Here is a 394-nt window from a genome sequence, read left to right as displayed (position 1 = left end):
AAGCTCATCCGCAGGTCGGCACGGCCGACGTTGGCGGGAACCGCGCGCGCCTTGGGAGCGATCGTGCGGTTGCGGCCCGGCTTGGCGGCGGTTGCCGCAGCGACTGCCGTGCGCGGCGAGTCAGCAGCAATGCGAGCGCGCGAGCGTTCGCCGAGCGTCGAGGGAGCGCTGACCGACTGCGGAGCATCGGTCTTGCGCGCAAGCTTGAAGCCGCGCGAGTCGGGCTTGTCCTCGGTCGCTTCGAGCTGGTCGAAGCCGCCGCAATCGCCCGAAAGCTGGCAAATCAGATCATCGCTGGTCTGCTCGGTGGCAGGTGCGGTCTGGGCGAGAGTCGAAGTCGATGCGAGCAACGCCCCGGCGGCGAGCAACAGTTTCATTTTCATCACAAATTCCC

1 protein-coding gene is annotated in these 394 nt (G+C 67.0%); it reads right to left on the bottom strand.

All coding sequences use genetic code 11. The features are described 5' to 3' along the window. A partial coding sequence (locus tag I6F37_RS43780) for a hypothetical protein (RefSeq protein WP_225154952.1) occupies positions 1-383 on the bottom strand: 383 nt, incomplete at its 3' end. Positions 384-394: the final 11 nt, after the last annotated feature.

It is taken from the genome of Bradyrhizobium sp. NBAIM08, from assembly GCF_020193935.1.
Classification (GTDB): Bacteria; Pseudomonadota; Alphaproteobacteria; order Rhizobiales; family Xanthobacteraceae; genus Bradyrhizobium; species Bradyrhizobium yuanmingense.
This window is presented reverse-complemented; position numbering and strand designations above follow the sequence as displayed.